This is a genomic window from Sphingomonas zeicaulis, from assembly GCF_050433225.1.
GTDB classification, from domain to species: Bacteria; Pseudomonadota; Alphaproteobacteria; order Sphingomonadales; family Sphingomonadaceae; genus Sphingomonas_D; species Sphingomonas_D zeicaulis.
In genome coordinates this window covers 208762-232434 of record NZ_JBNPXQ010000004.1, presented here as the reverse complement: position 1 = coordinate 232434, position 23673 = coordinate 208762, and the positions used below count along the sequence as shown (strand labels likewise).

The window sequence follows — 23673 nt, the reverse complement described above, 5'->3', positions numbered from 1 at the left end:
CGGGGTTGATTGGCAAGGACGGTGAAGACAGCACGGGTTCGTTGACCGACATGCTGTTCGCCAGGCTGGAGGCCGGCATAAGATCGGGCATTTATCCGCCCGGCTCCAAGCTCCCCAGCCAGAAGGAGATCGCCGAGGATGCGAAGGTCAGCCGCACGGTGGTGCGCGAGGCGGTCGCGCGGCTGGCGGCGAAGGGCGTGCTGGTTTCCCGTCAGGGATCGGGCGTGTTCGTGGAGGAGGTGCCCGATTTCGGCGCCTTCCAGATCGCGCCCGAGGAATTGCACGAACTCGCGGACGTCATCCGGCTGCTGGAGATCAGGCTCGCGGTGGAAACCGAGATGGCGGGCCTCGCCGCCGCGCGCCGCACGACGGCGGACATCACCGCGATGAAGCAGGCGCTGGACGACATGGCGGCGTACCGTACCGACCCCACCGCCGCTGCAGAGGCCGATGCCCGCTTTCACGCCGCCGTCGCCCGCTCGACCCAGAATGATTATTTCCCGCGGATAATCGACTTCATCGGGGTGCGGCTCGTTCCCCGCCGTACCTTGCTGCTGCGCGGCAACACCGCGGGGGAGCAGGATGCCTATGCCGCCAAGGTGCTGGGCGAGCATGAGGCGATCTTCGACGCGATCGTCCGCATGGAAAGCGCTGCCGCGCGCCACGCCGCGCGCCAGCACATGCAGGAAAGCCTGACGCGCCACCAGATGCTGGCGCGCTGAGCATGAATGCGGCCGGCGGCGGGATTGGGCCGCCGCCGGCCAGACTCACACCCCGTACTGTCGCCGCAGAATGTCCGCCGCGCGCTCGCCCACGATCGCGCAGGGCGCCTGCGTATTGCCGGTCGGCACCTTGGGCAGGATCGATCCGTCGGCAATGCGCAGCCGCCTGATGCCCTGCACGGCGAGCGTGGCATCGACCACGGCCATATCGTCCTGCCCCATGCGTGCGGTGCCGCACTGATGCCAATAGGTCACCGCGGCATCGCGGATGAAGGCATCGTCTATCGCATTGCCGTCACCGGGAATGGCCTCCCGGCTGACATAGGGATCGAACGCTGCCTGGCCGCCGAGTTCACGGCAGAGCTTCACGCACGCGCGCGCAGCCTCCAGGTCGCGCGGATCGGACATCATGTTCGCGTCGACCACCGGCGCCGCCGCCGGATCGGCCGACTTCAGCCGCACCGTGCCACGGCTGTGCGGATGGGCGAGCCCGGCGAACATCGTCCAGCCATCGGTCGGAACGCCGCGTGCGGCCGTGCGATCGCTCGGCACCGGGAATTCCACCTGGCAGAACAGCAGGTCCGGCGCCTCAAGATCGGGCCGGCTCTTCCAGTACAAGGTCGCCTCGCTGCCGCTGTTGCGCGGCGCGATCGGCGCGCGATATTCCCAGGTGAGGCCGAAGGAGACATGATCCTGCAGGTTCCTGCCGACGCCCGGCACGTGCCCGACGAGCGGGATGCCGTGGCGATCCAGTTCCTGGCGATCACCGATGCCTGACAGCATCAGCAGCTTGGGCGTGTTGATTGCGCCGGTGCAAACGATGACCTCCGTGCCCGCGGTGATCGGCCACACCCGGCCCGCCCGCTCGACCTCGACGCCGGCCGCCTGCGTGCCATCGAACAGGATGCGGCGGACGTGCGTGTCGGTCAGGATCGTCAGGTTCGGACGATCGGCGACGGGGCGGACATAGGCGCGGTACAGCGAATGGCGCTGCCCGGCGCGCACCAGCATGTCGGTATAGGCCGCACCGCCGCCGCTTTCCATCATCCGTCCGTTGGGGCTGTCGAAGGTCGGAATGCCCATCGCCTGCGCCGCGTCCAGCAGCGCGCCGGCGATCGGGCTGGGATCATGCGCGGGCTGGACCCACACCGGCCCGGCGCTGCCGCGATAATCCGGATCGGGCCTGCCCTGCCAATTCTCGATGCGGCGGTAGATATCGAGCACCGCATCATAGCCCCAGCCCCGATCGCCGGATTGGGCGGCATAATCGTCCCAATCGCTGCGATGGCCGCGTGCCCAGACCATGACGTTGACGCTGGATCCGCCGCCGAGCCCCTTGCCCATCGACATCGAGAGCGCGCGCCCATCGAGATGCGGGTTGGGTTCAGCCGCGAAGCCCCAGTCGCGTTCGCTGCCGAGGTTCAGCGGCCAGCGCGCCGGGTCCGTCACCGTCTCATGCTCGTCGCTGCCGCCTGCCTCGATCAGCAGCACGGTGCAGGCGGGATTTTCGGTGAGGCGCCGCGCGATCACCGAGCCGGCAGAGCCGGCACCACAGATGATGAAATCATAGACCGAGCGGAGGCCGGCGAGGCGCTGCGCCTGGTTCTCGCGGACGCGGCGGTCGAAATCCCGGGCGTCGCCAAAGGGGGCGTGAGACATGATCTGGACCTTTCTGATGCTTGCGGCGCTGCGCCGCGATCGCGCCGATCAGCGCGCTGGTGTGGACTGGCGGGCGGCTTCGTCGATCACGTCGGCGACGGCCTTGGGCTGGGTGAGGAAGACGGCGTGGCTGGCGGCGACGTTGGTCACCTTCGCGCCGATCCGCTTGGCCATGCCTCGCAGCATGCGCTGGTCGAACGCCTTGTCCTCGGTGGCGATCACCGCCCAGCTCGGCTTGGTCCGCCACGCGGCGTTCTGCAGCCTGACGCCGAAACTCGCCATGTTGATCGGCACCTGCGAAGCATTGAGGAAGGCGGCGTCCGCAGGCGTCGCATCCGCCGCGAAGCCGGCGACGAAAGCGTCCGGCTTGATGAAGCCGAAGCCGTCCTTGCCGGTTTCGATCACGAACTCGGGCGGCGTCGTATAGCCTTCATATTGCTGCGCAGTGGTCTCACCCGCGTCGGGCGAGAGCGCGGAGACATAGACGAGCCCGCGGACCTTCGGATGGACGCCCGCCTCGGTGATGATCGTGCCACCCCAGCTATGCCCGACGAGGATGGCGGGCCCATCCTGGCGATCGAGCGCCCGCCGGGTGGCCGCGACATCATCCTCGAACGAGGTCAGCGGGTTCTGGACGACCGTCACGCGATAACCGCGCGCGGTGAGTTCCTGATAGACGCCGCGCCACCCGGATCCGTCGGCGAACGCGCCGTGGACCAGCACGACATTTTTGATCGCCGCGGCGGCGACGACGTGGCTTGGATGGCCGTTGGACTGCGCGGTCTGCGCATGAGCCGGCTGTTGGACGGCAGCGGTTGCGGCAGCGGCAGCGAAGAATGCGGCGGTACGGATCAACGTCTTCATGAAACCCTCCTTAGATATTGCAGTAACTGTTATTGCGATATCTTTATCTGCGATTCGGATCACCTTGTCCAGCAAAAATTATCGCGATATGTGTTACGGCATGAATGCGGAGGAAAATGATCGGATGTCAGATGCAGCGAACGCGCCCGTGCCGCTGGAAGACCAGCTTTGCTTCGCGATCTATTCGGCCGGGATCGCGATCCAGCGGGCGTACAAGCCGTTGCTCGACGGGCTTGGGCTCACCTATCCGCAATATCTCGTGCTCAACGTGCTGTGGCGGCAGGACGGGCAGACCGTGGGCAGCATCGCCCAGCAGCTCGCTCTCGAATCGAGCACCCTCACGCCCCTGCTCAAGCGGCTCGAAAGCGGCGGCCTCGTCGCGCGCGCGCGCAACCCGGCCAACGAGCGACAAGTCGTGGTGTCGCTGACGCCAGCCGGCGACGCGCTGCGCTTTCGCGCGGGATGCCTGGGTGACACGTTGCTGGCAGCGTCGGGAGAAACGCCCGCCGCACTCGCCGACCTCAACCGCGACCTCGCCCGGCTGCGCGATGCGGTCTATGGCCATATCGGCGGGTGGACGTCTCCCGACGGCGCCGCGTAGCCCTTACGCCGTCGGCACGGTGCCGCCGTCGACGGTGTATTCGGTGCCGGTGATGCTGCCCGCACGATCGGAGGAGAGGAAGGCGATCAGGCTGGCGACCTCATCCGGGCGGGCCGGCCTGCCGATCGGGATGCCGCCAAGCGCATCCATGATGATCTGCTTGCCGCGCTCGATATCGCCGCCATGGTCTGCCGCCAATCGCGTCGCGAGTTCGATCGAAGCTTCGGTCTCGATCCAGCCGGGCGAGACCCGCACCACGCGCACGCCCTTGGGCGACACCTGCTTGGACAGACTCTTGCTATAGGTGGAGAGCGCCGCCTTGGCCGCGGCGTAGGCCGTCGTCGCCTCCGGCAAGGGCATCACATGCTGGATCGAGGTGACGTGAATGATCACGCCGCTGCCGCGCGCCTCCATCTCCGGAAGCAGCGCACGGTCGAGGCGCACCGCCGGCATCAGGTTGAGGTTCAGTTCGTTTGCCCAGACATCCTCGCTGAGCACCGCATAACCGCCAGCGGGCGCGGAAGATCCGCCGAGCATGTGGACGACGATATCAACGCCACCCATCTGCTCCTTCACCGCCGCGGCAAGCTGCGCGCAGCCTTCTGCCGTCGTCAGGTCGGCGGCGACGAAGGCGACGTCCGTCAGTGCATCGGGCCGGCTGCGCGCCGTCGTCATAACCTCGGCGCCCAGTTCGCGGAACAGGCTGACCGTGGCGGCACCGGCGCCGCGCGTGCCCGAAGTGACCAGCGCGCGCTTGCCCTGCAAGCTGAGGAACGGGGTCATGCCGCGACCTCCAGCCCGGCGATCGTGCCGCCATCCAGCGTGAAAGCATAGCGCAGGTCGATCGGACTGCCGGGGAAGTTCCCCACGACAGGGCCGGTCACGACCGTCCGGTCGCCTTCCGTCGCGACCGCGACAGGCTCGAACGTGCAGTCATACTTCCGCGCGGTTTTCTCCTTCCACACCCGGATCGCGGTCCTTCCGGAATAAGCGTGCCCTTCATCCCGAACGATCGCTTCATCGGAAAAGCATCGTGCGACGGCACCGGCATCCTGTGCGGCGTCGGCGGCGAAATATTCGGCGATAGGCCCGGGTAGCGTGACAGCCATGTTCATCTCCTTTGCGCGCTTCCAATGCGCCGCAGCGCAGGTTTCGCGGTGCGACTGCATCTTGTGTCGGCACCGATTTAGCGATGGACCTGCCTGGCGATAATCGGGATGATATGGGATGCGATGTTGCGAAGTGCGGGACAATGAACCGACATAGCCCGATCGAACTCGATTCGGTGCTCGCCATTATGCGCATAGGCTCGTTCCGCGCGGCGGCGGTCGAACTCGGCATGTCGACGACCGCGCTCAGCGATGCAATCGGCAAGCTGGAGCCTGAGTTGGGCGTGCGTGTGTTCCACCGCACGACCCGCAGCGTTTCGCTGACGATGCCGGCCGCAATTTTGTCGAGAAGGTCGGCCCCGCGATGCAGGACATCCACGAGGCGATGGACGCCGCCCAATCGCAGCAGGAAACGCCATTGGGCGTGCTGCGCATCAACGCCTTTCCCACCGCGGCGCGAGATCCTGACGCCGCTGGTGCTCCAGTTCCTGCGGCGCCACCCGCGCGTGCATGTCGACCTGGTTACGGAGGGGCGGCTGGTCGACATCGTCGCCGACGGCTTCGACCTCGGCGTTCGCAGCGCCGATCTCGTCCCCAGCGACATGATCGCGGTGCCGGCAGGAGGCCCCCGGCGCTTCGCCGTCGCCGCGTCCCCCGCCTATTTCCGCGCCCATGCCAAGCCGCAGGTGCCGCCCGACCTTCTCGGCCACGCCTGCATCCCCGCCCGCCGGCCCAATGGCGCGCTCTATCGCTGGCATTTCGAGAAAGACGGGCAACCGGTGCAGATCGACGTCAGCGGCCCCATCACCTTCGACGAAGCCAGCCTCTCGCGCGCCGCCGTGCGCGACGATGTCGGAATCGGCTTCTTCATGGAAACGGATATGCGCGACGACATCGCCGCGGGCCGCCTGATCTGCGTGCTGGAGGATTGGACGCCGCCGCTGGCGCCCCTGTGCCACTATTATCCCAGCCGTCGAAACCCGTCCGCGGCGTTCAGGGCGTTCATCGACCTTGCGCGTGAAGCGACGCGGGAGGCGGAGATGAGCTGATATGCAGGAAGCCCACAAATCTTGGGAGGAGGCGCGCTGGCGCCTGTCATCACCGTTCCGGCAACAGAGTGCCGGTGGTGACCCCTACGGGAATCGAACCCGTGTTTCAGCCGTGAAAGGGCCGCGTCCTAACCGCTAGACGAAGGGGCCGCTCGGTGCGGGCCGTCCGCTTAGGGGCTTGTGGCGATGCGGTCAAGCGCTCGATTCAATCAATCTGCCCAGGCGGCATCATCGAGGTGAAGTTCTGCCGCCGGTCGCGCCGCCCAATCGTCGATTCGCGCGCGGCCGGCCAGCCACAGGCGGCGGTGCGGGCCAGCGCCGAGCAGCGCCTGCCCCAGCGCGGTCTCCGCGGCGCGGAACGCCACCGTCTTGAGCGAACGGCCATCTTCGCCCGCCACCACCGCGCGGACATGGCCGGTGCCGACGATGTCGGCGCGCACCACGCGCACCGGACCGGTCGCGACGCGCGGCGCCGGCCAGCCGACGCCATAGGGGCCGCCCGCCTCCAGCGCCTCGACGACCGCCGGCGTCACCCCGCCGGGTGCGAGCACCGCATCGAGCAGCAGCGCGCGTTCGCCCTGCGCACGGGTGACGTCCGCCGCGAGCCGGTCCTCCAGGAAGTCGGCGAAGGCATCGACGCCGGCGCCATTCACCGTCAGCCCCGCCGCCATCGCATGGCCGCCGCCCGCCGCGAGCAAGCCCATATCCTTTGCAGCGAGCACCGCCGCGCCGAGATCGACGCCGGTGATCGACCGGCCCGAGCCCTTGCCGATTCCGGCCTCGTCGAGCGCGATGACGATCGCGGGGCGGCCGAGTTTCTCCTTCAGGCGCCCGGCGACGATGCCGATCACACCGGGGTGCCACCCCTGCCCCGCGACCACCGCCACTGCGCGATTGCCCTGGCGCAGCGCGGCCTCCTCGGCCTCCGCCTGCACCGCCGCCTCGATGGCGCGGCGTTCCTCGTTCAGCCGGTTGAGTTCGAGCGCGATGCCGCGCGCTTCATCCGGATCCTCGGTGGTCAACAGCCGCACGCCGAGATCGGATTTGCCGACACGGCCGCCGGCATTGATTCGCGGCCCCAGCGCGAAGCCGAGGTCGGTCGCGGTCGGCGCGCGTTCCAGCCGCGCCGCCTCGATCAGCGCCGCCAGGCCGACATTGCGCCGCTGCGCCATGACCTTCAGCCCCTGCGCGACGAAAGCGCGGTTGAGCCCCCGGAGCTGCGCGACGTCGGCCACCGTGCCCAGCGCGACGATGTCGAGCAGTTCGAGCAGCCGCGGTTCGGCGCGCGCCGCGAAGAAGCCCCGCGCGCGCAATGTGCGCAGCAGCGCCGCGCCGAGCAGGAAGGCGACGCCGACTGCGGCGAGATGGCCGTGCTCCCGCCCCTCATCCTCGTCGAGCCGGTTCGGATTGACCAACGCATGCGCCACCGGCAGCGCAGTCGCGCATTTATGATGGTCGACGACGATCACGTCGACGCCCGCGGCGCGCGCCATCTCCAGCGCCTCGAACGCCTGCGCGCCGCAATCCACCGTCACGATCAGCCGCGCGCCGCCCTTTGCGATGCGCACCAGCGCCTCGCCCGAGGGGCCATAGCCTTCCATCAGCCGGTCCGGGATATAGGCGCGCGGATCGAGGCCGAGATCGCGCAGCAGGCGGATCAGCAAGGCGGCGGAAGTGGCGCCGTCGACGTCATAATCGCCGAACACCGTCACCGGCTCGCCCGCGATCACAGCATCGGCCAGCCGCCCGGCGGCGCGATCCATGTCTCGGAAGATCGAGGGGTCGGGCATGAAGGCGCGGATGCTGGGCGCGCGATGCGCCTCCAGCGCGTCGGGCGGGCAGCCGCGCGCGAGGAGCAGCTGGGTGACGAGATCGTCGCTGCCCATCGCATCCTCGCGTGCATCGGCAGCGCGCGCGCGCCAGCGCCAGGGTTGGCCGAGGATGGAATGGGCGATGTTGAGCACGGACGTCATGGTCGCGCGCTCATGCCATGTCCGGGAGTCGAGCGAAAGCGGCGGCGCGGCCCGCCCGCCGCTTTCGCCCGCAGCGGTGGCGGGTCAGACCACGCCGTAGGCCAGCATCGCGTCCGCCACCTTCTTGAACCCGGCGATGTTCGCGCCCTTCACATAGTCGACATAGTCGTCGCTCTCGCGCCCGTAGCGCAAGCAGCTCTCATGGATGCCGGCCATGATATCGAGCAGCAATTGCTGCAGCTCGGCTTCCTTCCATTGCCGCCGTTCGGAATTCTGGCTCATCTCCAGCCCCGAGACCGCGACGCCGCCGGCATTGGCCGCCTTGCCTGGCGCATAGAGGATGCGCGCATCCTTGAATACGTGCACGCCTTCCAGATCGGTCGGCATGTTGGCGCCTTCGGAGACGGCGAAGCAACCGTTCTTCACCAGCGTGCGCGCATCCTCGCCGAACAGTTCGTTCTGGGTCGCGCAGGGCAGCGCGACGTCGCAGGGAACGCCCCACGGCGTCTTGCCCTCATGATAGGTCGCGCCCGAATATTGCTTCACATAGTCCGACATGCGCCCGCGGGTGTGCGTCTTGTGGTGCTTGACCCAGTTGATCTTCTCCATGTCGATGCCGTCGGGATCATGGATGAAGCCGCCGCTGTCGCTGAGGGTCACCACCTTGCCGCCCAGCTGCGTCACCTTCTCCGCCGCGTGGGTCGCGACATTGCCGGAACCGGAGATTACCGCGACCAGCCCCTCCAGGTTGCGGTTGCGCGTGGCCAGCATGTTCTGGAGGAAATAGGTGGCGCCATAGCCGGTCGCCTCCGGCCGTATCAGCGAGCCGCCGAACTCCAGACCCTTACCCGTCAGCACGCCGGTGAACTGGTTCGTGATGCGCTTGTACTGGCCGAACATATAGCCGATCTCACGCGCGCCGACGCCGATGTCACCCGCCGGCACGTCCACATCCGCGCCGACATGGCGGTAGAGTTCGGTCATGAAGCTCTGGCAGAACCGCATCACCTCGCGGTCGCTCTTGCCCTTCGGGTTGAAATTTGCGCCGCCCTTGCCGCCGCCCATCGGCAGGCCGGTGAGCGCGTTCTTGAAGGTCTGCTCGAACGCCAGGAATTTGAGGACGCTTTCGGTGACCGACGGGTGGAAGCGGATGCCGCCCTTGTAGGGGCCGATCGCATTGTTGTTCTGCACGCGCCAACCGCGTTGTACGCGGATATTGCCGGCATCATCCTCCCAGCAGACGCGGAAGGAGATGATCCGATCCGGCTCGGCGATGCGGCGCAGGATCTGCTGCGAGTGATAGGCTTCCTTGTCCTCGATGAACTCGAAGATGTCCTCGGCCACCTCCTGGACGGCCTGGACGAACTCATCCTGCCCCGGATTGCGCTTCTTCACACCCTCGATGAACGTCGGAAGGTCGACGTGGTCGGTCACCGCCATTGCTCAGGTCCCTCTCTGCGTTTCTCATGCAACGAGCGACCCGCGTCGACGGCCCTCGTGATTCGGAGCCGTTCGTCACGTTTTTCTTAGCATAGCCCGCACGATGGCCCTATTGCGCGGACGCCTCCGCGAAGCGCTTGAGGCCTTCAAGCTGTTGCGCCAGCACGCCGTCCACAACCGGCGCGAGTGTCGCAGCATCGCCATCGATCGCACCGCCGACGATATAGCGCAGCACAACCTGGGTGCCGCCGGCCTGCGGCTTGAGCGTGATGTGAAGGTTGCCGGATACCGCCATCGCCTGCAGCGGACCGAGTGCGCCCATCAGGCGCAATTCCTTCCCGGGTCGCGCGAGCACCACCCGGCCATGCTCGACGCTGCCCTTCACGTCGGGCAGCAATTCGCAGAAGCAGCCGCCCGCCTGCGCGCTGAGATACATGTTCTTCGCGTCGCCCGACCAGCTGTGGTCGCTCGACCACCAGCGATTGGGCTTGATCAGCGCTTCCCACACGATCTCGGGCGGTGCCGCGATCTGCACGGTGCTTGCGGTCTCGAACCGGGTGGGCGACTGCGAGACGGTTTCGGCGTGGAGCGGCACGGTGCCGACCAGCGCCAGGACCCAGGCTGTGATGATGCGCATGGCGAGTCCCTCCCGCGGCGCATCACAGCAGATGACGGGGACGCTGACCAGCGGGCGGACGGACGGTTTTTCCTCCCCGAGCAAAGCTCGGGAAGGAAAACGTCACGGGTCACGCCGAGGCGAGAACGTCCTCGATCGCGCGGCTGACCTCATCGATGTCGGCCATGCCGTCAACGCGGGTCACGATGCCGCGCGCCTCGTAGATCGGCAGGATCGGCGCGGTCTTGCCGCGATATTCGGCCATGCGCGTGCGCACGGTTTCGGCATTGTCGTCCGGCCGGCGCTTGAACTCATGGCCGCCGCAGCAATCGCAGGTGTTCTCGACCTTGGGCTGCTTGAACAGGTCGTGATAGCCCTCGCCGCAGGTGGCGCAGGTGAAGCGGCCGGTGATGCGCTCGACCAGCGCATCCTCGTCTACGCCCAGCTCGATCACATGATCGAGCGTGCGGCCGCGCTCGGCCAGGATCAGGTCGAGCGATTCGGCCTGCGCCGCGGTGCGCGGATACCCGTCGAAGATCGCGCCCTTGTCGGCGCCCATCTCGTCCAGCTTGTCGCCGATCAGCGCCGAGACGATCTCGTCGGACACCAGTTCGCCGGCATCCATCACCGCCTTCGCCTTGAGACCCACCGGCGTGCCCGCCTTGACGGCGGCACGCAGCATGTCTCCAGTCGAAAGCTGGACCATGCCATGCTCCTCGACCAGCCGGCTCGCCTGGGTGCCCTTGCCCGCCCCCGGGGGCCCCAGCAGAATGATGTTCATCAGTGCGCGATCCTTCCCCTTTTGCGCCGCTGACCGCGTCAGCGGTTCTTTCCGCCCTTGAGCTTGGCCTTCTTGATAAGGTCGCCATACTGATGCGCAAGCAGGTGGCTCTGGATCTGCGTTACGGTATCCATCGTCACGTTGACGACGATCAGCAGGCTGGTGCCGCCCAGATAGAAGGGCACGCCCATGCTCGCGACCAGATATTCGGGCACCAGGCACAGCGCGGTCAGATAGGCAGCGCCGATCACGGTGATGCGCGTCAGCACATAATCGAGATATTTCTCGGTGCTCTTGCCCGGGCGGATGCCGGGGATGAACCCGCCATAGCGCTTCAGATTGTCCGCCGTCTCTTCCGGGTTGAACACGACCGCGGTGTAGAAGAAGCAGAAGAAGATGATGCCCGCGCCGTAGAGCAGCATGTAGAGCGGCTGGCCGTGGGCGATGTTGATGTTGAGCCAGCCCATGATCTGGCCCCACGTCGTCGAATCGTCGAACTTGTTGCCGGCGAACTGCGAGATGGTGAGCGGCATCAACAGCAGCGATGAGGCGAAGATCGGCGGGATGACGCCCGCGGTGTTGATCTTCAGCGGCAGGTGGCTGCGATCGCCCTGCATCATGCCGCGCGCGGTCTGGCGCTTCGGATACTGGATCAGCACCCGGCGCTGCGCGCGCTCCATGAAGCAGATGAACGCGATCAGGCCGAGCGCGAGGACGACGATCGCCGCGATCACCGGCGCCGAGAGCGAGCCGGTGCGGCCGCCTTCGAACAGGTTGGCGAGCGTCGTCGGCAGCTGCGCGACGATGCCGGCCATGATGATCAGCGAAACGCCGTTGCCGATGCCGCGGCTGGTGATCTGTTCGCCCAGCCACATCAGGAACATCGTGCCGCCGAGCAGCGAGATCACCGCGACGACGCGGAACAGCAGGCCCGGATCGACCACCGCCGACACGCCCTGCCCCGCACCCCAGGTTTCAAGGCCGATGGCGATGAAATAGCCCTGGATGATCGTGAGGCCGACCGTGCCGTAGCGGGTGTACTGGTTGAGCTTCTTGCGCCCGGCTTCACCCTCCTTCTTGATCGCGGCCAGCGTCGGCGAGAGCGTGCTCGCGAGCTGAACGACGATCGAGGCGGTGATGTAGGGCATCACGCCGAGCGCGATGAGGCTCATGCGCTCAAGGCTGCCGCCCGAGAAGGTGTTGAAGAAATCCAGCACGCCGCCACGGGTCGTGTTGAACAGCGACGCCAGCGCGCGCGGATCGATGCCGGGGATCGGCACGAAGCTCAGCAGGCGGAAGACGATGAGCGCGCCGATGGTGAACCAGATGCGCTTCTTGAGTTCGGTTGCCTGACCGAACTTGGCGAGACTGAGGTTGCTCGCGAAGTTGTCGGCTGCGGATGCCATGCGTCTACGATCCCGGAAAAACAGAGGCGGCGGGAATGCGCATCACGCGCCCCCGCCGCCCCATATAATGCCTCAACCGCGCTTGTCTAACCGCGCGGGGACAAAAGCGGCACGCCGATAATCGGCGTCAGGCCTTGGCGGCCTTGCGCGCCGCGATCGCGCTGCCCTTCTTGGCCTTGGCCTTCTCGGCGGCCGGAACCACCTCGATCACCTCGACCGAACCGCCGGCCTTCTCGATCGCCTCGCGGGCGCTCTTCGAAACACCGGCGACCTTGAAGCTGAGCTTGGCCGAGAATTCGCCCTTGCCGAGAACGCGAACGCCGTCCTTGCCGCCACGGGCGACACCGGCCGCCTTCAGCGCGGCATGGTCGATCGTGCCGTCGGTCGCCAGCGTGCCGGCATCGACCAGCTTCTGGATCGCGCCCAGGTTCACCTCGGCATAATCCTTGGCGAAGATGTTGTTGAAGCCACGCTTCGGCAGGCGCATGTGGAGCGGCATCTGACCGCCCTCGAAGCCCTTGATCGAAACGCCTTCGCGGCTCTTCTGACCCTTCTGACCGCGACCGGCAGTCTTGCCGACGCCAGAACCGATGCCGCGGCCGACGCGAACGCGGCTCTTGCGGGCACCCTGGTTGTCGCGGATGTCGTTCAGTTTCATGATATGCACTCGCTTTCGCTTTTGACGCGCTGAAAGAATCATTCCCGGCCCCGGTTGGGCGCGGGAAAGGGAGGCCTTTAGGCCCGACAGGCGAAGGGGGCAATGGCGGATCTACGCCACGCCCCCACTCCCTGGCCGCCAGGCGGCCGTCCCTCTCCCCAAAGGGAAGAGGGGATGGTCACACATCAGTCGAGAACTTCGACCATGTGCTGCACCTTGCGGATCATGCCGCGAACTTCAGGAGTATCCTGCAGTTCCGACACGCGGTGCATCTTGTTGAGGCCCAGGCCGATCAGCGTAGCGCGCTGATCCTGAGTACGACGGATCGGCGAACCCGTCTGCTTCACTTTGATGGTTGCCATCGAGCTTACTCCGTGACCGCTTCGGCCTCGGCCTGGGCAGTGGCCTTGTCGGCACCACCACGACCGAGCAGATCGGCGATCTTCTTGCCGCGGCGCTGCGCGACGGCCTTGGGCGAGGTCTGCTCACCCAGCGCCTCGAAGGTCGCCCGGATCATGTTGTAGGGGTTCGAGGTGCCGACCGACTTGGTCACCACGTCGGCAACGCCGAGGCTCTCGAACACCGCACGCATCGGACCGCCGGCGATGATGCCGGTGCCCTGCGGGGCGGAACGGACGGTCACGCGGCCGGCGCCGAAATGGCCCTTGCCGTCGTGGTGAAGCGTCCGGCCCTCGCGCAGCGGCACGCGGACCATCTTCTTCTTCGCCGAGGCGGTCGCCTTCGAAATGGCTTCCGGCACTTCGCGCGCCTTGCCATGGCCGAAGCCGACACGGCCCTTGCCGTCACCCACGACGACCAGCGCCGCGAAGCCGAAGCGCTTGCCGCCCTTCACCGTCTTCGAGACGCGGTTGATGTGGACGAGCTTTTCGATCAGCTCTTCGCCCTGCTCCTCGTTGTTGCCGCGACGATCGTCGCGACGACCACGGTTGCCGTCGCGGCCACGGCCGCCACGGTCACCGCCGGGGCCACGGCCACGACCGCCACGCGGGCCACGATTTTCACGCGGAGCGTCGGCGGGCGCAGCGGCTGCCTCGGGAGCGGCCGAGACCTGGTTTTCGGTTTCGTCAGCCATCTTAGAACTCCAATCCGCCTTCACGCGCGGCATCCGCCAGCGCCTTCACGCGACCATGAAACAGGAAGCCGCCGCGGTCGAAGACGACCTTGGTGACACCGGCCGCCTTTGCCTTTTCGGCAACGCGCTTGCCCACATCGGCCGCAGCCGTGAGGTTCGCGCCGCTCTGGCCACGGACGTCCTTTTCGAGCGTCGAAGCCGAGGCCACGGTGTGGCCGGCCGCGTCGTCGATGACCTGCGCGTAGATGTGGCGACCCGAACGATGGATCGACAGGCGGGGGCGCGTGCCCGCACGGGCGCGAAGCGCAGTGCGGACGCGCTGGCGGCGCTTCGCGAAGAGAGAGAGCTTTGCCATCTTACTTCTTCTTTCCTTCCTTGCGGAAGATGAACTCGCCGCGATACTTGATGCCCTTGCCCTTATAGGGTTCCGGCTTCCGCCAGCGGCGGATCTCGGCGGCGACCTGGCCGACCTTCTGCTTGTCGATACCCGTGATCTCGACCGTGGTCTGATCCGGCGTCTTGATCTCGATGCCTTCCGGCACCGCGAAATCGACGTCGTGGCTGTAGCCGAGCTGCAGCTTCAGGTTCTTGCCCTGCGAGTTGGCGCGGTAACCGACGCCGGTGATCACGAGGGTCTTCGAGAAGCCCTCGGTCACGCCGGTGACCAGGTTCTGCACCAGCGTGCGCTGCATGCCCCAGAAGGCACGGGCGCGCTTGGTCTCGTTGGCCGGCTGGACGGCGATCTGGCCGTCCTGCACTTCGTAGCTGACGTCGTCGGCCAGGGGAATGCTCAGCGTGCCCTTGGGGCCCTTCACCGAAAGCGTGCCCTTGTCGATCGTCGCGGTGACGCCCGCCGGTACCGTAACCGGCTTCTTACCGATGCGGCTCATCAGAAGACCTCCGCGAGGATCTCGCCACCGACGTTCTGGTCGCGCGCTTCCGCGTCCGACAGAACGCCCCGCGGCGTCGAGACGATGGTGATGCCCAGGCCGTTGCGGATGCGCGGCAGCTCCTTGGAGCCAGAATAGACGCGGCGGCCCGGCTTCGAGACGCGCGCGACGTGCTTGATCGCCGGCTGGCCCTCGAAATACTTCAGCTCGATGCGCAGGCCGCTGTGGCCGGCAACCAGCTCTTCCGAATAGCCGCGGATATAGCCTTCGCGCTTCAGCACGTCGAGCACGCGGGCGCGCAGCTTCGACGCCGGAGAGATCACGCTGTCCTTGCGCGCGCGCTGGCCGTTGCGGATGCGGGTGAGCAGGTCACCCAAGGGATCGGTCAATGCCATTATCGATTCCTCACCAGCTCGACTTCGTGACGCCCGGGATCAGGCCCTTGTTGGCCAGTTCCCGCAGCTGCACGCGGCAGAGACGGAATTTACGGTAGTAAGCGCGGGGACGACCGGTCACCTCGCAACGGTTGCGGATGCGCGTCGGGTTGCCGTTGCGCGGGATCTCCGCCAGCTTCAGGCGCGCGATCAGGCGCTCGGTCTCGTCCAGAGACTCGTCGTTCGCGACCGCCTTGAGGCGCGCGTAACGGCCCGCATAGCGCTTCACCAGCTGCTTGCGCTTCTCGTTCTTGTTGATCGAACTCAGTTTCGCCATGACTTAAGTTCTCTTCCTTATAATGCCATGAGCCGCATGAGGGCTCAGGCCGCCTTCTTCTCGGCGGCCTGGTCCTGCGGGAACGGGAAGCCGAACAGACGGAGCAGCTCGCGCGCTTCCTCGTCGGTCTTCGCCGTGGTGGTGACGATCACGTCCATGCCCCGGACCTTGTCGATCTGGTCATAGTTGATCTCGGGGAACACGATCTGCTCCTTGAGGCCCATGGCATAGTTGCCACGGCCGTCGAAGCTCTTCGGGTTCAGCCCGCGGAAGTCGCGAACGCGCGGCAGCGCGATCGTGATCAGGCGATCGAGGAACTCGTACATGCGCTCGCGACGAAGGGTGACCTTCGCGCCGATCGGCATGCCTTCACGCAGCTTGAACTGCGCGATCGACTTCTTCGCCTTGGTGACGACAGGCTTCTGGCCGGCGATCCGCTGCATTTCCTGCGCGGCGGTCTCGACCTTCTTCTTGTCCTGCGTCGCTTCGCCCACGCCCATGTTGAGCACGATCTTCTCGATCTTGGGCACCTGCATCGGGTTCGCATAGCCGAACTTCTCGGTCATCGCCTTGGCGATGCTCTCGTCGTACAGCTTGCGCATGCGGGGCGTATAGGTGTCAGCCATTGATGACCTCCCCGGACTTGACGGCGACGCGAACCTTCTTGCCGTCCTGGACCTCGAAGCGGACGCGCGTGGGCTTGCCCGGGTTCTTCGGGTCCTCAAGCGCGACCTTGCTGATCGCCATCGGCGCCGGCAGACGGTCGATGCCGCCCTGCGGGTTGGCCTGGCTCGGCTTGCGGTGACGGGCGGCGACGTTGACGCCGTCGACCAGCACCTTGCCGTCCTTCGGAAGCACCTTCAGCACTTCACCCGAGCGGCCCTTGTCCTTGCCGGACAAGACGACGACCTTGTCGCCCTTCTTGATCTTGGCGGCGGACATTACAGCACCTCCGGCGCGAGCGAGATGATCTTCATGTAGTTCTTCGCGCGCAGCTCGCGGACGACCGGCCCGAAGATACGGGTGCCGATCGGCTCCTCGTTCTTGTTGACCAGCACGGCGGCGTTGCCGTCGAAACGGATGGTCGAACCGTCGGGACGGTGAATGTCCTTGGCGGTACGCACGATCACCGCACGGTGAACGTCACCCTTCTTAACCTTGCCGCGCGGAGCCGCTTCCTTCACGCTGACGACGATCACGTCGCCAACGGTCGCGAAACGGCGCTTCGAGCCGCCCAGCACCTTGATGCACTGCACCCGCTTCGCGCCGCTGTTGTCGGCGACGTCGAGATTGGACTGCATCTGGATCATCGATCCGGTTCCTTCTCAATTGGCCTGCCGGGACCTGACGCCCGGTGGTTCCTGGTTTCCTCTTGGCCTCGCTTGCGCGAGGATCAGCCTTCGACCACGACCGGCGACTGGTGCGTATCGACGCGACCAATCACCTTCCAAGTCTTCAGCTTCGAGATCGGCGCCGTCTCTTCGATGCGAACGGTCTCGCCTTCGCGATAGTCGTTCGCCTCGTCGTGGGCGTGATACTTCTTCGAACGGCGGATGATCTTGCCGTAGAGCGGGTGCTTGACCTTACGCTCTACCTTCACAACCACCGTCTTGTCGGTCTTGTCCGACACGACCAGTCCGGTCAGCACGCGCTTCGGCATGGCTTCCCTATTCCTTACTTGGCCGCCGAGCGCGAACGCTCGGCCTGCAGCGTCTTGATCCGGGCGATGTCGCGGCGCACTTCGCGCACACGGGCCGGCTTCTCGAGCTGGTTGGTCGCCGACTGGAAGCGCAGGTTGAACTGCTCGCGCTTCAGCTCCGACAGCTGCGTCTGCAGCTCGTCATCGGTCTTGACCTTGAGATCGGCAGGCTTGGTCATCATGCGCCTCCCAGGTGGGTGAAGTCGCCGAGACGGGCGACGACCTTCGTCTTGATCGGCAGCTTCATCGCCGCACGCTCGAACGCTTCCGCGGCGAGCGGGCCGGGAACGCCGTCCAGCTCGAACAGGATGCGGCCTGGCTTGACGCGGGCGACCCAATATTCGGGCGCGCCCTTACCGGAACCCATGCGGACTTCGGCCGGCTTCGACGAAACGGGAACGTCCGGGAAGACGCGGATCCACAGGCGGCCCTGACGCTTGATGTGACGCGTGATCGCGCGGCGAGCCGCCTCGATCTGACGCGCGGTGATCCGCTCCGGCGCCATCGCCTTCAGCCCGTAGGAGCCGAAGTTCAGCTGGGTGCCGCCGGGGGCGTCGCCGTGGATGCGGCCCTTGTGGGCCTTGCGGAATTTGGTGCGCTTCGGTTGCAGCATTGTCTCTAATTCCTATCAGCGCGCCGGACGGACGCCGGAGGTCTGAGCCTCCATCATCAGCCGGTCCTGCGCCATCGGGTCATGGCCCAGGATCTCGCCCTTGAAGATCCAGACCTTGACGCCGCAGACGCCATAGGCGGTGTGCGCCTGGGCTTCCGCATAGTCGACGTTCGCGCGCAGCGTGTGCAGCGGAACGCGGCCCTCGCGATACCATTCGGTGCGCGCGATCTCGGCGCCGCCGAGACGGCCGCCGCAGGTGATCCGGATGCCTTCGGCGCCCAGACGGAGCGCCGACTGCACCGCGCGCTTCATCGCGCGACGGAAGGCGACGCGACGCTCGAGCTGGTCGGCGACCGACTGCGCGACGAGCTTCGAATCGATTTCCGGCTTGCGGATCTCGACGATGTTCAGCGACACGTCCGACGAGGTCATCGCGCCGAGCTTCTTGCGAAGCTTCTCGATGTCCGCGCCCTTCTTGCCGATGATCACGCCCGGACGGGCAGCGAAGATCGAGATGCGGCACAGCTTGGCGGGACGCTCGATCACCACCTTGGAGATCGCCGCCTGCGGGATCGCCTTCATGATGTACTTGCGGATCGCCAGATCCTCGAGGAGCAGACGACCATAGTCGTCACCCTCGGCGAACCAGCGGCTGTCCCAGGTCCGGTTGATCTGCAACCGGAGGCCGATCGGATTGCTCTTCTGACCCATTATGCTTCTTCCTGCTCGCGCACGACGACGCGGATACGGCTGAAGGGCTTGACGATCCGGCTCGAACGACCGCGCGCGCGGGTCGCGAAACGCTTCATCGACAGGCTCTTGCCGACGCTCGCCTCCGACACGACCAGCGCGTCGACGTCGAGGTTGTGGTTGTTCTCCGCGTTCGCGATCGCCGAGGCGAGCACCTTGCGGACGTCGATGGCCATCGCCTTCTTCGAGAAAGCGAGGATGTTCATCGCGTCACCGGCCTTGCGGTTGCGGATGAGCGCCGCGACCAGGTTGAGCTTCTGCGCGGAACCACGGATGGTGGTGCCGACGGCGAGGGCTTCCTTGTCGCCGACGCGGCGGGGGGATTTGGGCTTCGACATCGCTTACCTCTTGCCCTTCTTGTCGGCCGCGTGGCCGGGGAAGTAGCGCGTGGGTGCGAACTCGCCGAGCTTGTGACCCACCATATCCTCGTTGACCGAGACCGGAACGAACTTGCGACCGTTGTAGACGTTGAACGTCAGGCCAACGAACGTCGGAAGGATCGTCGAACGGCGCGACCAGGTCTTGATCGGTGCACGCGCGTTGGTGTCCTGAGCCGTCTCCGCCTTCTTCAGCAGATGCAGGTCGACGAACGGACCTTTCCAGATGGAACGGGCCATGACTTACCTCTTCTTCTTCGCGTGACGGGACCGGATGATCATCTTGTCCGTCGACTTGTTGTTGCGCGTGCGCGCGCCCTTGGTCGGCTTGCCCCACGGGGTGACCGGGTGACGGCCGCCCGAGGTCCGGCCCTCGCCACCGCCATGCGGGTGGTCGACCGGGTTCTTCGCGACACCACGCGTCAGCGGGCGGCGGCCCAGCCAGCGGTTGCGGCCGGCCTTCGCGAGGTTCTGGTTGGCGTTGTCCGGGTTCGACACCGCGCCGACGGTCGCCATGCAATCGCCGCGCAGGTAGCGCTGCTCGCCCGAGTTCAGGCGGACGATCACGAGACCGCGGTCACGACCGACGACCTGCACATAGGTGCCGGCGGAACGCGAGATCTGACCGCCCTTGCCCGGCTTCATCTCCACGTTGTGGACGATGGTGCCGACCGGCATCTGGCCCAGTTCCATGGCATTGCCCGGTTTCACGTCGGTCTTCTTGCCGGCGATCACCTTGTCGCCGACCGCCAGGCGCTGCGGCGCCAGGATGTAGGCGAGCTCACCGTCGTCATACTTGACGAGCGCGATGAACGCGGTGCGGTTCGGGTCATATTCCAGACGCTCGACGGTCGCCTCGACGTCCCACTTGCGGCGCTTGAAATCGACGATGCGATAGCGCTGCTTGTGGCCGCCGGCGATGCCGCGCGAGGTGACATGGCCCTTGTTGTTGCGGCCACCGGTCTTGCGCTTGCCTTCGGTCAGCGCCTTGACGGGCTTGCCCTTGTGCAGCGCCGAGCGGTCGACGAGGATCAGGCCGCGGCGGGCCGGGCTCGTCGGGTTATAGTGCTTGAGTGCCATCTATCCCGCCTCAAATACCGGTGGTGACGTCGATCGACTGGCCTTCGGCCAGCGTCACGATCGCCTTCTTGACGTCCGAGCGACGGTAGGCCTCACCCTTCCAGCGCTTGGTCTTGCCCTTCTGGACGATCGTGTTGACGCCCGTGACCGTCACATTGAACAGCGCCTCGACCGCAGCCTTGATCTGCGGCTTGGTCGCGTCGCCGGCCACCTTGAAGACGACCGCATTGTGCTCGGAGAGAAGCGTCGACTTCTCGGTGATGTGGGGCGCGACAACGACGTCGTAGTGACGAAGGTCGACGGCGCCCGCCTGCTTCTTAGCCATTGAACCGCGCCTCCAGCTTTTCGACAGCCGCGCGGGTCAGCACCAGCGTGTCAGCTTTAAGGATATCGTACACGTTCGCGCCGATCGCCGGCAGAACGTTGATCGCCACCAGGTTGGCCGACGCGCGGGCGAAGCTCTGCTCCACCGCGTCACCGTCGATCACCAGCGCGCTCTTGCCGAAGCCCAGCTTGGCGAGATCGGCTGCGAGCGCCTTGGTCTTGCCGTCCTGCACGGTCAGCGAGTCCATGATGATCAGCTGGCCGGCCTTCGCCTTCGACGACAACGCCATCTTGAGGCCGAGCACGCGGACCTTCTTGTTCAGCGACGGGTTGAAGTCGCGAACGCGGGCGCCGTGGGCCTTACCACCGCCGACGAAGATCGGCGCGCGGCGATCGCCGTGACGGGCGGTACCGCCGCCCTTCTGGCGACCCAGCTTCTTGCCGGAACGGGCAACATCGCTGCGCTCGCGCGTGCCGCGGGCGGTACCGCGACGCTTTTCGAGCTGCCAGGTCACGACCCGGTGGAGGATGTCCGCACGCGGCTCGACACCGAAGATCTCGTCGTTGAGATCGATGTCGCCGTTTTCGCTGGCATCCAGGTTCTGAACCTTGACCTTCACGACTTAGCCCTCCTGGCCTTCGGTCGCTTCAACCGCAGCCACATCCTCGGCGGGCGTGTCGGCGGGAGCGTTGGAATTGGCGGCCTTCAGGCCGGCGGGATACGGCGCCTCGGCATGGCGCGGCACCTTCACCGCATCCTTGACGAGCAGCCAGGTGCCCTTGTGACCGGGAACCGAACCCTTCACGAAGATCAGGCCGCGCTCGACGTCGGTCGAGACGACCTCGAGGTTCTGCTGGGTGCGCTGACGGTCGCCCATGTGACCGGCCATCTTCTTGTTCTTGAAGACGCGGCCCGGATCCTGGCGGTTACCCGTCGAACCGTGCGAACGGTGCGAGACCGAAACGCCGTGCGTCGCGCGCAGACCACCGAAGCCCCAGCGCTTCATCGCGCCGGCAAAACCCTTACCCTGGGTGTGGCCGGTGATGTCGACATACTGGCCCGACACGAAATGATCGGCCGAGAGCCAAGCGCCAACGTCGAGGAGCGCATCCTCGGCAACGCGGAATTCGGCAATCTCCGCCTTCGGCTCGACTTCGGCCTTGCCGAAGTGGCCGCGCTGCGGCTTGGCGACATTCTTCGCCTTGGCGACGCCGGCGCCGAGCTGAACGGCGACATAGCCGTCCGTGGCGGTTTCCTTGCGAGCGACGACCTGGCAGCCTTCGAGGCTGAGGACGGTGACCGGCACGTGCCGTCCATCGTCCTTGAACAGGCGCGTCATGCCCATTTTCTTCGCGATCACGCCAGTGCGCATGATCTGGTTCCCTTCTGCATAGGCTCGCGTTAGCGGCGAGCGTACCAACGAAAAAAGCTCCGGTTTCCCGAAGCCCAGCCCAATTCAACCGAGTGCCCCCACCTGGGCTGGATGCCGCTTTCCCGAAGGAGGCGGCGGTGGGGACTCGGACAACGTCGGCACCCTAAAGTGCCGCCGTTCGGTATCCCGTTATGCCGAGCCGGCTCAGGCCAGCTTGATCTCGACGTCGACGCCTGCGGCGAGGTCGAGCTTCATCAGCGCGTCGACCGTCTGCGGCGTGGGCTGCACGATATCCAGCAGCCGCTTGTACGTCCTCACCTCGAACTGCTCGCGCGACTTCTTGTCGATGTGCGGACCGCGGTTCACAGTGAACTTTTCGATGCGCGTCGGCAGGGGGATCGGACCGCGAATGAGCGCGCCCGTGCGGCGGGCGGTGTCTGCAATGTCGCCAGTAGCCTGATCGAGCACGCGGTGATCAAAAGCCTTGAGGCGAATACGGATATTCTGCGTTTCCATGTCCCAACCGATGCGAAAGAGCCAAGCCCGTCTCGAAAACCTCTTCGGTTTCCGATTCGGGCGAAAAACCTTAAAAGCGCAACCGCGCGACTCCCGTGAGAGAATCGCGCGGTAGCAGCCCTATATTACTTTGTGATCGTCGCCACAACCCCCGCGCCGACGGTACGACCGCCTTCACGGATGGCGAAGCGCAGACCCTGATCCATAGCGATCGGGGCGATCAGCTTGACGCCGAGCTGCACGTTGTCGCCCGGCATCACCATCTCGGTGCCCTCGGGGAGAACGACCTCGCCGGTCACGTCCGTCGTGCGGAAGTAGAACTGCGGACGGTAGTTCGCGAAGAACGGCGTGTGACGGCCGCCTTCGTCCTTCGACAGGACGTACACTTCCGAGCTGAACTCGGTGTGCGGCTTGATCGAACCCGGCTTGCAGAGAACCTGGCCACGCTCGACCTCTTCACGGCCGACGCCGCGGATCAGCGCACCGATGTTGTCGCCGGCCTGGCCCTGGTCGAGCAGCTTGCGGAACATTTCGACGCCGGTCACGACGGTCTTGCGGGTGTCCTTGATGCCGACGATCTCGACTTCCTCGCCAACCTTGACGATGCCGGTCTCGACGCGGCCGGTCACGACGGTGCCGCGGCCCGAGATCGAGAACACGTCTTCGATCGGCATCAGGAACGGCTTGTCGAGCGGACGCTCGGGCTGCGGGATGAAGCTGTCGACGGCGGCCATCAGCTCGAGGATCGCCTTCTTGCCGATCTCGTCGTTGCTGCCCTCGAGAGCGGCCAGAGCCGAACCCTTGATGATCGGAATATCGTCGCCCGGGAAGTCGCGCTTCGACAGCTCTTCACGGATCTCGAGCTCGACGAGCTCCAGGATCTCGGGATCGTCGACCTGGTCGACCTTGTTCATGAAGACGACCATGGTCGGCACGCCGACCTGCTTGGCGAGCAGGATGTGCTCCTTGGTCTGCGGCATCGGGCCGTCGGTGGCCGAAACGACCAGGATCGCGCCGTCCATCTGCGCCGCACCGGTGATCATGTTCTTCACATAGTCGGCGTGGCCCGGGCAATCGACGTGCGCATAGTGGCGGTCGGCCGTCTCATACTCGACGTGCGCGGTCGAGATGGTGATGCCGCGCTCGCGCTCTTCCGGCGCCTTGTCGATGTTCGCATAGTCGACGAACGTCGCGCCGCCCGTCTCGGCCAGCACCTTGGTGATGGCAGCGGTCAGCGAGGTCTTACCATGGTCGACGTGACCGATGGTGCCGATGTTCACGTGCGGCTTGTTCCGCTCGAATTTAGCTTTCGCCATGTCTGTCCTACCTTCTTCTCAACTCGATGTTCGTCGCGATTCGGGCGCGCCGC

The 23673-nt window shown here is 66.0% G+C and carries 33 protein-coding genes, 1 tRNA gene and 1 pseudogene; 3 read left to right on the top strand and 32 right to left on the bottom strand.

Going from position 1 to position 23673, the window contains the following annotated elements:
* Positions 1 to 5 precede the first annotated feature (5 nt).
* Positions 6 to 722: a FadR/GntR family transcriptional regulator gene (locus FHS96_RS16345; RefSeq protein ID WP_429593718.1), complete on the top strand. Its 717-nt coding sequence runs from the start codon at positions 6 to 8 to the stop codon at positions 720 to 722.
* A 45-nt stretch (positions 723 to 767) separates the two neighbouring features.
* On the opposite strand, the gene FHS96_RS16340 is transcribed toward FHS96_RS16345, so the two are convergent.
* Positions 768 to 2381: a GMC family oxidoreductase gene (locus tag FHS96_RS16340; protein ID WP_429593715.1), complete on the bottom strand. Its 1614-nt coding sequence runs from the start codon at positions 2379 to 2381 to the stop codon at positions 768 to 770.
* Positions 2382 to 2429: 48 nt separating this feature from the next.
* Positions 2430 to 3245, bottom strand: a complete 816-nt coding sequence (locus FHS96_RS16335; RefSeq protein ID WP_429593712.1) for an alpha/beta fold hydrolase — start codon at positions 3243 to 3245, stop codon at positions 2430 to 2432.
* 124 nt (positions 3246 to 3369) lie between these two features.
* Here FHS96_RS16335 and FHS96_RS16330 point away from each other — a divergent pair, with 124 nt between their 5' ends.
* Positions 3370 to 3846 (top strand): MarR family winged helix-turn-helix transcriptional regulator, encoded by a 477-nt coding sequence (locus FHS96_RS16330; RefSeq protein WP_429593709.1) that lies wholly within the window; start codon positions 3370 to 3372, stop codon positions 3844 to 3846.
* A 3-nt stretch (positions 3847 to 3849) separates the two neighbouring features.
* Here FHS96_RS16330 and FHS96_RS16325 read toward each other — a convergent pair whose 3' ends face one another.
* Positions 3850 to 4629 (bottom strand): SDR family oxidoreductase, encoded by a 780-nt coding sequence (locus FHS96_RS16325; protein WP_429593707.1) that lies wholly within the window; start codon positions 4627 to 4629, stop codon positions 3850 to 3852.
* Complete coding sequence (locus tag FHS96_RS16320) at positions 4626 to 4955, bottom strand: nuclear transport factor 2 family protein (protein ID WP_429593704.1); 330 nt, start codon at positions 4953 to 4955, stop codon at positions 4626 to 4628. Before FHS96_RS16320 ends, FHS96_RS16325 begins: the two co-directional genes overlap by 4 nt.
* Positions 4956 to 5098: 143 nt before the next feature.
* Between FHS96_RS16320 and FHS96_RS16315 the strand changes: the two are divergent.
* Positions 5099 to 6004 (top strand): annotated as a pseudogene (locus FHS96_RS16315) (LysR family transcriptional regulator).
* 75 nt (positions 6005 to 6079) lie between these two features.
* Here the strand turns inward: FHS96_RS16315 and FHS96_RS16310 are convergent.
* The 28 genes from FHS96_RS16310 to tuf all read right to left on the bottom strand — a co-directional run bounded on the left by FHS96_RS16310 (position 6080) and on the right by tuf (position 23620).
* Positions 6080 to 6154 (bottom strand) — tRNA-Glu (locus FHS96_RS16310).
* Positions 6155 to 6213: 59 nt separating this feature from the next.
* On the bottom strand, positions 6214 to 7977 hold the full coding sequence (recJ, locus tag FHS96_RS16305) for a single-stranded-DNA-specific exonuclease RecJ (protein WP_429593700.1): 1764 nt from the start codon (positions 7975 to 7977) through the stop codon (positions 6214 to 6216).
* Between the two features lie 84 nt (positions 7978 to 8061).
* Positions 8062 to 9417 carry an NADP-specific glutamate dehydrogenase gene (gene gdhA / locus FHS96_RS16300; protein WP_429593697.1) on the bottom strand — a complete coding sequence of 452 codons (1356 nt, stop codon included), beginning with the start codon at positions 9415 to 9417 and terminating at the stop codon, positions 8062 to 8064.
* Between the two features lie 109 nt (positions 9418 to 9526).
* Positions 9527 to 10054, bottom strand: coding sequence for an SRPBCC family protein (locus FHS96_RS16295; RefSeq protein ID WP_429593695.1), 528 nt, complete (start codon positions 10052 to 10054; stop codon positions 9527 to 9529).
* Between the two features lie 109 nt (positions 10055 to 10163).
* Positions 10164 to 10814 carry an adenylate kinase gene (locus tag FHS96_RS16290; RefSeq protein ID WP_429593692.1) on the bottom strand — a complete coding sequence of 217 codons (651 nt, stop codon included), beginning with the start codon at positions 10812 to 10814 and terminating at the stop codon, positions 10164 to 10166.
* Between the two features lie 38 nt (positions 10815 to 10852).
* Positions 10853 to 12220, bottom strand: coding sequence for a preprotein translocase subunit SecY (secY, locus tag FHS96_RS16285; protein WP_429593690.1), 1368 nt, complete (start codon positions 12218 to 12220; stop codon positions 10853 to 10855).
* Positions 12221 to 12347: 127 nt separating this feature from the next.
* Entirely contained in the window at positions 12348 to 12878 is a 531-nt protein-coding gene (gene rplO / locus FHS96_RS16280; RefSeq protein ID WP_429593687.1) for a 50S ribosomal protein L15, read from the bottom strand.
* Between the two features lie 185 nt (positions 12879 to 13063).
* Positions 13064 to 13240 (bottom strand): 50S ribosomal protein L30, encoded by a 177-nt coding sequence (rpmD, locus tag FHS96_RS16275; RefSeq protein ID WP_429593685.1) that lies wholly within the window; start codon positions 13238 to 13240, stop codon positions 13064 to 13066.
* A gap of 5 nt (positions 13241 to 13245) precedes the next feature.
* Positions 13246 to 13971, bottom strand: a complete 726-nt coding sequence (gene rpsE / locus FHS96_RS16270; RefSeq protein ID WP_429593682.1) for a 30S ribosomal protein S5 — start codon at positions 13969 to 13971, stop codon at positions 13246 to 13248.
* A 1-nt stretch (position 13972) separates the two neighbouring features.
* Positions 13973 to 14326, bottom strand: coding sequence for a 50S ribosomal protein L18 (gene rplR / locus FHS96_RS16265; RefSeq protein WP_429593679.1), 354 nt, complete (start codon positions 14324 to 14326; stop codon positions 13973 to 13975).
* 1 nt (position 14327) lies between these two features.
* Entirely contained in the window at positions 14328 to 14861 is a 534-nt protein-coding gene (rplF, locus tag FHS96_RS16260) for a 50S ribosomal protein L6 (RefSeq protein ID WP_429593676.1), read from the bottom strand.
* Positions 14861 to 15256, bottom strand: coding sequence for a 30S ribosomal protein S8 (gene rpsH, locus FHS96_RS16255; RefSeq protein ID WP_025293878.1), 396 nt, complete (start codon positions 15254 to 15256; stop codon positions 14861 to 14863). The genes rplF and rpsH overlap by 1 nt, the downstream gene beginning before the upstream one ends.
* A 10-nt stretch (positions 15257 to 15266) precedes the next feature.
* Positions 15267 to 15572, bottom strand: coding sequence for a 30S ribosomal protein S14 (gene rpsN / locus FHS96_RS16250; RefSeq protein ID WP_429593673.1), 306 nt, complete (start codon positions 15570 to 15572; stop codon positions 15267 to 15269).
* A gap of 44 nt (positions 15573 to 15616) precedes the next feature.
* Positions 15617 to 16198, bottom strand: a complete 582-nt coding sequence (gene rplE, locus FHS96_RS16245; protein ID WP_429593670.1) for a 50S ribosomal protein L5 — start codon at positions 16196 to 16198, stop codon at positions 15617 to 15619.
* Positions 16191 to 16514, bottom strand: a complete 324-nt coding sequence (rplX, locus tag FHS96_RS16240; RefSeq protein WP_429593667.1) for a 50S ribosomal protein L24 — start codon at positions 16512 to 16514, stop codon at positions 16191 to 16193. The genes rplE and rplX overlap by 8 nt, the downstream gene beginning before the upstream one ends.
* A complete protein-coding gene (rplN, locus tag FHS96_RS16235; RefSeq protein WP_025293882.1) occupies positions 16514 to 16882 on the bottom strand; it encodes a 50S ribosomal protein L14 in 369 nt (122 codons plus the stop codon). The genes rplX and rplN overlap by 1 nt, the downstream gene beginning before the upstream one ends.
* Before the next feature lie 83 nt (positions 16883 to 16965).
* Entirely contained in the window at positions 16966 to 17232 is a 267-nt protein-coding gene (rpsQ, locus tag FHS96_RS16230; RefSeq protein WP_025293883.1) for a 30S ribosomal protein S17, read from the bottom strand.
* Between the two features lie 14 nt (positions 17233 to 17246).
* Positions 17247 to 17450 carry a 50S ribosomal protein L29 gene (rpmC, locus tag FHS96_RS16225; RefSeq protein WP_429593663.1) on the bottom strand — a complete coding sequence of 68 codons (204 nt, stop codon included), beginning with the start codon at positions 17448 to 17450 and terminating at the stop codon, positions 17247 to 17249.
* Positions 17450 to 17884 (bottom strand): 50S ribosomal protein L16, encoded by a 435-nt coding sequence (gene rplP / locus FHS96_RS16220; RefSeq protein WP_429593660.1) that lies wholly within the window; start codon positions 17882 to 17884, stop codon positions 17450 to 17452. The genes rpmC and rplP overlap by 1 nt, the downstream gene beginning before the upstream one ends.
* 15 nt (positions 17885 to 17899) lie before the next feature.
* Positions 17900 to 18595: a 30S ribosomal protein S3 gene (rpsC, locus tag FHS96_RS16215; protein WP_429593657.1), complete on the bottom strand. Its 696-nt coding sequence runs from the start codon at positions 18593 to 18595 to the stop codon at positions 17900 to 17902.
* A complete protein-coding gene (gene rplV / locus FHS96_RS16210; RefSeq protein WP_429593654.1) occupies positions 18595 to 18972 on the bottom strand; it encodes a 50S ribosomal protein L22 in 378 nt (125 codons plus the stop codon). The genes rpsC and rplV overlap by 1 nt, the downstream gene beginning before the upstream one ends.
* A 3-nt stretch (positions 18973 to 18975) precedes the next feature.
* Positions 18976 to 19251 (bottom strand): 30S ribosomal protein S19, encoded by a 276-nt coding sequence (rpsS, locus tag FHS96_RS16205; protein WP_025293888.1) that lies wholly within the window; start codon positions 19249 to 19251, stop codon positions 18976 to 18978.
* Positions 19252 to 19254: 3 nt separating this feature from the next.
* Complete coding sequence (gene rplB / locus FHS96_RS16200) at positions 19255 to 20091, bottom strand: 50S ribosomal protein L2 (RefSeq protein ID WP_429593650.1); 837 nt, start codon at positions 20089 to 20091, stop codon at positions 19255 to 19257.
* A gap of 10 nt (positions 20092 to 20101) precedes the next feature.
* Positions 20102 to 20416 carry a 50S ribosomal protein L23 gene (locus FHS96_RS16195; protein WP_025293890.1) on the bottom strand — a complete coding sequence of 105 codons (315 nt, stop codon included), beginning with the start codon at positions 20414 to 20416 and terminating at the stop codon, positions 20102 to 20104.
* On the bottom strand, positions 20409 to 21035 hold the full coding sequence (gene rplD / locus FHS96_RS16190) for a 50S ribosomal protein L4 (RefSeq protein WP_429593647.1): 627 nt from the start codon (positions 21033 to 21035) through the stop codon (positions 20409 to 20411). The genes FHS96_RS16195 and rplD overlap by 8 nt, the downstream gene beginning before the upstream one ends.
* Before the next feature lie 3 nt (positions 21036 to 21038).
* Positions 21039 to 21788 carry a 50S ribosomal protein L3 gene (gene rplC / locus FHS96_RS16185; protein WP_429593645.1) on the bottom strand — a complete coding sequence of 250 codons (750 nt, stop codon included), beginning with the start codon at positions 21786 to 21788 and terminating at the stop codon, positions 21039 to 21041.
* Positions 21789 to 21992: 204 nt separating this feature from the next.
* Positions 21993 to 22304, bottom strand: a complete 312-nt coding sequence (rpsJ, locus tag FHS96_RS16180; protein WP_011952197.1) for a 30S ribosomal protein S10 — start codon at positions 22302 to 22304, stop codon at positions 21993 to 21995.
* Between the two features lie 125 nt (positions 22305 to 22429).
* Positions 22430 to 23620 carry an elongation factor Tu gene (gene tuf, locus FHS96_RS16175; protein WP_429593640.1) on the bottom strand — a complete coding sequence of 397 codons (1191 nt, stop codon included), beginning with the start codon at positions 23618 to 23620 and terminating at the stop codon, positions 22430 to 22432.
* Positions 23621 to 23673: the final 53 nt, after the last annotated feature.